General features: G+C 65.2%; 7 protein-coding genes. 1 reads left to right on the plus strand and 6 read right to left on the minus strand.

Features of this window, described 5'->3' with window-relative positions; genetic code table 11:
* Nucleotides 1-1,557: winged helix-turn-helix domain-containing tetratricopeptide repeat protein (locus ACESL8_RS06595; protein WP_372917066.1), on the plus strand; the 1,557-nt coding region annotated here is incomplete at its 5' end.
* Between the two features lie 7 nt (nucleotides 1,558-1,564).
* Here the strand turns inward: ACESL8_RS06595 and ACESL8_RS06600 are convergent.
* From ACESL8_RS06600 to ACESL8_RS06625, 6 genes are read right to left on the minus strand one after another with little or no spacing between them, the layout of a single operon-like run.
* Nucleotides 1,565-2,341, minus strand: a complete 777-nt coding sequence (locus ACESL8_RS06600; protein ID WP_372917069.1) for an RNA methyltransferase — start codon at nucleotides 2,339-2,341, stop codon at nucleotides 1,565-1,567.
* A gap of 44 nt (nucleotides 2,342-2,385) precedes the next feature.
* Complete coding sequence (gene nrdR, locus ACESL8_RS06605; RefSeq protein WP_372917071.1) at nucleotides 2,386-2,865, minus strand: transcriptional regulator NrdR; 480 nt, start codon at nucleotides 2,863-2,865, stop codon at nucleotides 2,386-2,388.
* Nucleotides 2,865-3,254: a hypothetical protein gene (locus ACESL8_RS06610; protein WP_372917074.1), complete on the minus strand. Its 390-nt coding sequence runs from the start codon at nucleotides 3,252-3,254 to the stop codon at nucleotides 2,865-2,867. Before ACESL8_RS06610 ends, nrdR begins: the two co-directional genes overlap by 1 nt.
* A gap of 30 nt (nucleotides 3,255-3,284) precedes the next feature.
* A complete protein-coding gene (gene glyA, locus ACESL8_RS06615) occupies nucleotides 3,285-4,574 on the minus strand; it encodes a serine hydroxymethyltransferase (RefSeq protein WP_372917082.1) in 1,290 nt (429 codons plus the stop codon).
* 51 nt (nucleotides 4,575-4,625) lie between these two features.
* Nucleotides 4,626-5,054 carry a ribose 5-phosphate isomerase B gene (gene rpiB / locus ACESL8_RS06620; protein WP_372917077.1) on the minus strand — a complete coding sequence of 143 codons (429 nt, stop codon included), beginning with the start codon at nucleotides 5,052-5,054 and terminating at the stop codon, nucleotides 4,626-4,628.
* Nucleotides 5,055-5,095: 41 nt separating this feature from the next.
* Nucleotides 5,096-5,788 (minus strand): VIT family protein, encoded by a 693-nt coding sequence (locus tag ACESL8_RS06625; RefSeq protein ID WP_372917079.1) that lies wholly within the window; start codon nucleotides 5,786-5,788, stop codon nucleotides 5,096-5,098.
* Nucleotides 5,789-5,997 lie beyond the last annotated feature (209 nt).

Here is a 5,997-nt window from a genome sequence, read left to right on the forward strand (position 1 = left end):
CAGTCCGGCATGAATTATCAGTTTGGGCCCTACGCGCTTGATACGCAGCGTTTTGAACTGCACGCTCACGGCGTGACGGTTCCGGCCGAGCCGCAGGTATTGGCGCTGCTGATCATGTTGATCGCCAATCGCCATCGCCTTGTGGATAAAGACGAGCTGATTGCCAGCGTATGGCAGGGCCGCATCGTATCGGATGCGGCCATTTCAAGCCGAATAAAGTCTGTGCGCCAACTGGTGGGCGACAATGGCAAGGACCAGCAGGTCATCCGCACCGTTCATGGCCGCGGATTTCGCTTCATTGCCGAACTCGATTCGGCCCTGCCAGCAGCGGCAAGCAGTTTACAAATGGCACCCGCACCTGCCGCCGAAACGGCGCGGCCGGCCATAGCCGTGCTGCCATTCGCGGCACACGGCGATCTGGCGGCGCTGGGGGTTGCCACCCACGCCTTGCCCCGGGAAATCATCCGCGAACTTGCCCGCCTGCGCTGGCTGCTGGTGATCGCCAGCGCTTCTGCCTTTCAATACAGCGGCACCAAGCCCGATGTGCGCAACATCGGCGCGGCGCTGAACGTGGGTTATGTACTGCACGGCAGCATGAGCCTGCATGGCGGCCGCATGAGCGTGGATGTGGACCTGGTGGAAACCGCCGATTGCGGCTTGCTGTGGTCCGATCACTTCGAGATCAAGGCTGGCGAAATCCAGTCCTTGCAAGCGGTGATTGCGGCGCGGGTCGTCGCAGCGCTGGAACTGCAAGTACCCCTGCACGAGGCGGAACGCGCCCGTCTGATGCCGGCACAATCGCTGGAGGCATGGTCGGCCTATCACCTTGGCCTCCAGCACATGTATCGCTTCAACGCTGCCGACAATGCGGCCGCTGGCACCTTGTTCCGCCAGGCCATAGCCAAGGAACCGGCTTTTGCCCGGGCCCATGCCGGATTGTCGTTCGTGCGCTTTCAGGATGCCTTTCTGGATTACGGCGAGCCGGATGCTGCTGCTGCTGCCCGCAGCGCAGCGGATCGCGCAGTACAACTCGATCCGCTGGACCCCTTTGCCAACGCCGTCATGGGGCGCGCGCACTGGTTGTCCGGCGAACTTTCCGCCGGGCTGGGCTGGCTCGACCGCGCAACCGTCCTCAGCCCCAATTATGCCCAAGGCGTCTATGGGCGGGCCTGGATTCACAGTCTGCTGGGCCACGGTGCCGATGCGCAACGCTATGCCGACCATGCCATGGCGCTCAGCCCGCTCGATCCGCTGCGTTATGCCATGCTGGCAACCCGGGCGATATCGCATCTGGTGCGGGCGGATCATCAAGCCGCTGCACATTGGGCCGAGCGCAGTGCCCGTGAACCGGGCGCGCATGCCCTGATCGCGTTGATCGCGGCGGCGTGTCATGGCCTCAACGGCGATGATGCGCGGGCGCAGGCGTGGCTTGCCGAGGCGCAGCGGCGTCAGCCGGCGGTCACCTGCAACCGGTTCCTGCGCGCCTTTCCATTTGCAGATCCGGCCATCCGAGAGGAAATTACCGTGGCGCTGCGCCGTACCGGATTGCCGGCCTAGCTGCGCCTCAATCGTGCTGGGTGGGCGCCGCGGTTGCCGCCCGTTTGGCATCGCGGCGCGGCTGTGACAGGCTGCGCACCACGCCGCGCAGGAACTGCACTTCGGCGCCGGTGTAGCCGGGCCGAGTGAAAACATTCAGCAACATGCGGCGAGAGGTTTCGGTGAGGCCGGGGGCCGGGTTGAACCAGCCATTTTGCGTCAGGCGTTGTTCCAACGTCGTGATCAAGCCGGCCAGTTCGGCCTGCGGGGCCGGGCCTTCATGGTTCACCATCCAGGTCGGCGGCGGCGCGGCGTGTCCCATCACCCAGGCATAGCCCATCACCGCCGCCGCCTGCGCCAGATTGAGGCTGCCGAAATCCGGATTGCTGGGAATGGTGCAGATGGCGTGGCAATGCAGCAGATCCTCGCGCACCAGCCCGGTGCGTTCCGGGCCGAACAACAGCGCGGATTTTGCGGGCAGCGCCTGCATTTCGGCTACTGCGGCGGCCGGTGAAGTGACACGGCGAACCATGTCGCGCGTGGTTTGCGCCGTGCCGATGGTGAGATGGCAATCGGCCACGGCTTGCGCAACGCTGTCGAATACAGTGGCACCGTTGATCACATTATCGGCCCCCGCCGCCGATGGCCCGGCCTCTGGATTGGGCCAGCCATCGCGCGGTTGCACCAGCCGCAATTCGGTCAGCCCGAAATTCAGCATGGCGCGCGCCACTGCGCCGATATTCATGCCCAGTTGCGGGCGCACGAGGATGATGGCGGGCGGATTGGGCGGCAAAGCTTCGGTCATCGCCACGCCCTAGCGGCTTTGCCGGTACTTGTCAGGCCGGGCGGCTATTGTGGTGTGTCCTTCGCGCCGTTCACGGCTTCGGACAGGCTGCCAACAAACGTCTCGAAATCCTTGGCCTCGCGGAAATCGTGATAAACCGACGCAAAGCGGACATAGGCCACCGGATCGAGCGCCTTCAGCGCCACCATCACCATTTCGCCAACCGCGCCCGCATCGATCTCGGCTTCACCCAGCGATTCTAGCTGGCGCACGACGCCATTGACCAGCCGTTCGATGCGCTCGGGTGCCACCGGGCGCTTGCGGCAGGCGATTTCGATCGAACGCGCCAGCTTGTCGCGATCGAATGGTTCGCGCTTGCCGCTTTTCTTGATCAGCGTCAGCTCGCGCAGCTGCACGCGTTCAAAGGTGGTGAAGCGGCCACCGCAGGCCTGGCACTGCCGCCGCCGCCGGATCGACGCGCCGTCATCGGTGGGGCGGCTGTCCTTCACCTGGGTGTCGTCGTTGCCGCAAAATGGACAGCGCATCAGGGCCGCTTTGTGATGGTGCGCAGGAAACCAAGCCCGGCGCCGATCACCGCGCCCCAGAACAGGCCGATGAATGAGAAAACGAGGCCGACAACCAAGCCGACCACGGCACCGATGATGAGGTTGCGGCCAACGCCGGACGCCGCGAACGGGCCGGCCTTTTTCAGCAGGTCGTTGGCCCCCTGTTTCAGTTGCTGCCCGGTCGGATTGTCGAACAGATCATCAACCACCCGGCCCGCCTTGGTGAAGCCGGCGTCGGCAATGTCGGCAACCTGCTTGCCAGTACCGGTTTCGAACGCCCGTTTGCCAGCGGCCACCGCGTCGTCTGCTGCCTGCTGCAGCTTGTCAGGCCCAGGCTGCTTGGAACCGCCCTTTTCATCATCCTGCATTGCCAACTCCCCCGCCGCAACGTGAGCAGATCAGGCCGGATAAATGGGGAAACGCGCGCACAGCGCCCGCACCCGCACGTTTACCGCCTTTTCCACTTCGGCGTTGCCATCATGCCCATTGGCAGCCAGCCCGTCCAGAACATCGGCGATCATGTCGCCAATCGCCTGGAATTCGGCAATGCCAAAACCACGCGTGGTGCCGGCCGGCGAACCCACACGGATGCCGCTGGTCTTGGTTGGCGGCAACGGATCGAAGGGCACGCCGTTCTTGTTGCAGGTGATGCCGGCGCGTTCCAGCGCTTCGTCCGCATCCTTGCCCGTCAGGCTCTTGGGCGACAGGTCGATCAGCGCCAGGTGGGTATCGGTGCCGCCGGCCACCACCGCGCAGCCACGCTCCATCAGCCGGGCGGCCAGCGCCTGGGCGTTGGCAACCACCGCCTTGGCATAATCCTTGAACCCGGGCTGCAACGCCTCACCAAAAGCCACGGCCTTGGCAGCGATCACGTGCATCAGCGGGCCGCCCTGCAGGCCGGGGAACACGGCGCTGTTGAACTTCTTGCCCAGTTCGGCATCGCGCGACAGGATCATGCCGCCGCGCGGGCCCCGAAGGGTCTTGTGCGTCGTGGTGGTCACCACATCGGCATGCGGGATCGGCGACGGGTGAATGCCGGCCGCGACCAGGCCAGAAAAATGCGCCATGTCGACCAGCAGGCGCGCGCCCACCTTGTCGGCAATAACGCGGAAACGGGCAAAATCGATGATGCGCGGATAAGCCGAACCGCCGGCGAAGATCAGCACCGGCTTGTGCTCCACCGCCAGCCGTTCAACCTCGTCATAATCGATCAGGCAATCTTCGCGGCGCACGCCGTATTGGATGGCGTTGTACCATTTGCCGCTTTGGGCAGCCTTGGCACCATGGGTAAGGTGGCCGCCGGCATCCAGGCTCATGCCCAGAATGGTGTCGCCGGGCTTGGTGAGTGCCAGCATCACGGCGCCGTTTGCCTGCGCGCCCGAATGCGGCTGCACGTTGGCATAGGCCGCGCCGAAAAGCTGCTTGGCGCGGTCGATGGCCAACTGCTCCACCACGTCGGACGGATGGCAGCCCTGATAATAACGCTTGCCGGGATAGCCTTCGGCATATTTGTTGGTGAATACGCTGCCCTGCGCTTCGAGCACGGCGCGCGAAACGATGTTCTCCGACGCGATCAGCTCGATCTGGTTCTGCTGGCGGTCAAGCTCGGCGGCAATCGCGGCGGCGACAGCGGGATCGCTCCCGGCCACCGGCGTTTCGAAGAAGCCATCAGGGCGAATGTCAGTCATCGCCAAAGTCTTCGGGCTCGTGCTCATCGTGCTTCTCCTCAACCTCGTTCTTCAGGCCAGCTTGGCGACTCGGCCGGCGTGGCGGCCACCTTCGAAGGGCGTTTCCATAAATTCGCGAACACAGTCGCGCGCCGTGTCGATGCCGATTATCCGGCTGCCCAGCGCGATGCAATTGGCATCGTTGTGTTGACGGGCCAACCGCGCCATCAAGCCGCTGGTCACCAGTGCGCAGCGCACCCCGGCGATGCGATTGACCGCGATGGAAATGCCGATGCCGCTGCCGCACACGGCAATGCCCTTTTCGGCGCGGCCGGCGGCGACGGCTTCGCCCAGCGCGCGGCCGAAATCGGGATAATCGACACTGGCCTCGCTGTCCGGCCCCAGATCGATCACCTGATGCCCCTGCCCGCGCAGTTCATCAGCCAAAACCACTTTCAGGGCGTATCCGGCATGATCGGAAGCAAGCGCGATGGTGGGCATATCGGGGGCGACTCCGGGGGATGCGCCGGCTTCTAGCCCGTTCAGACAACGGTGCCAACCAGCCGCCCGATGCCCGCGGTGAGCGCCATCGCCAGCGCGCCCCAAAACACCACACGCATCACCGGCCGCCATGGCCGCGCCCCGCCTGCCCGCGCGCCGGCAAAACCCAGCAAGGCAAGGAACAGCACCGATCCGCCGCCCTGCCCCGCCGCCATCAGCGGCATCGGCAACAGCACCGCAAGCAGCAACGGCAAGGCCGCGCCAACGGTGAAGGTGCCCGCCGATGCCAGTGCCGCCGCAACGGGCCGCGCCGTGGTGATATCGGTGATGTTGAGTTCTTCGCGGGCGTGAGCGCCCAGCGCATCATGCGCCATCATCTGGCGGGCCACCGTGTCGGCGGTTTCGGCATCAACACCGCGCGTGACGTAAATGGCCGCCAGTTCGAAATGCTCGTGATCGGGATCGGCGTCCAGCTCGGCCCGTTCGCGTGCCAGATCGGCGGCTTCGGTATCAGCCTGGCTGCTGACCGAGACATATTCGCCCGCCGCCATCGACATCGCACCCGCCACGAGGCCAGCCACACCCGCCACCAGCAATGCCGGCCTGTCCGCGCCCGATGCCGCAACGCCGAGGATAAGGCTGGCGGTGGAAACAATGCCGTCGTTGGCGCCCAACACGGCAGCGCGCAGCCAGCCGGCGCGGGAAACGAGATGGGATTCGCGGTGGCTGCGCATGGTTCCTCCGGGCGTGTGGCCTGTGGTGGCACGTTTATCCGCGTCTGGGCTGACCCGCGCAATCGGGGTGCTGCCGGGTTGACAGGGGCCTCTGCGACGAGGCACGACCCAAGGTGCGCGCGGCACGGTTCATCGTGGGTCACGCACCGTTTGCCTGCCGTCTGGCCGGCAATTCTGCTTCGTTCATTCGCGGGCAAGGCCGAATCGCC

This window comes from Sandarakinorhabdus sp., from assembly GCF_041689835.1.
Classification (GTDB): Bacteria; Pseudomonadota; Alphaproteobacteria; order Sphingomonadales; family Sphingomonadaceae; genus Sandarakinorhabdus.

Excerpts from the sequence above, each read along its gene's own strand:
- ACESL8_RS06600 (WP_372917069.1), bottom strand. The coding sequence starts at position 2,341 with ATGACCGAAGCTTTGCCGCCCAATCCGCCCGCCATCATCCTCGTGCGC.
- rpiB (WP_372917077.1), bottom strand. The coding sequence starts at position 5,054 with ATGCCCACCATCGCGCTTGCTTCCGATCATGCCGGATACGCCCTGAAA.
- ACESL8_RS06610 (WP_372917074.1), bottom strand. The coding sequence starts at position 3,254 with ATGCAGGATGATGAAAAGGGCGGTTCCAAGCAGCCTGGGCCTGACAAG.
- ACESL8_RS06625 (WP_372917079.1), bottom strand. The coding sequence starts at position 5,788 with ATGCGCAGCCACCGCGAATCCCATCTCGTTTCCCGCGCCGGCTGGCTG.
- nrdR (WP_372917071.1), bottom strand. The coding sequence starts at position 2,865 with ATGCGCTGTCCATTTTGCGGCAACGACGACACCCAGGTGAAGGACAGC.
- glyA (WP_372917082.1), bottom strand. The coding sequence starts at position 4,574 with ATGACTGACATTCGCCCTGATGGCTTCTTCGAAACGCCGGTGGCCGGG.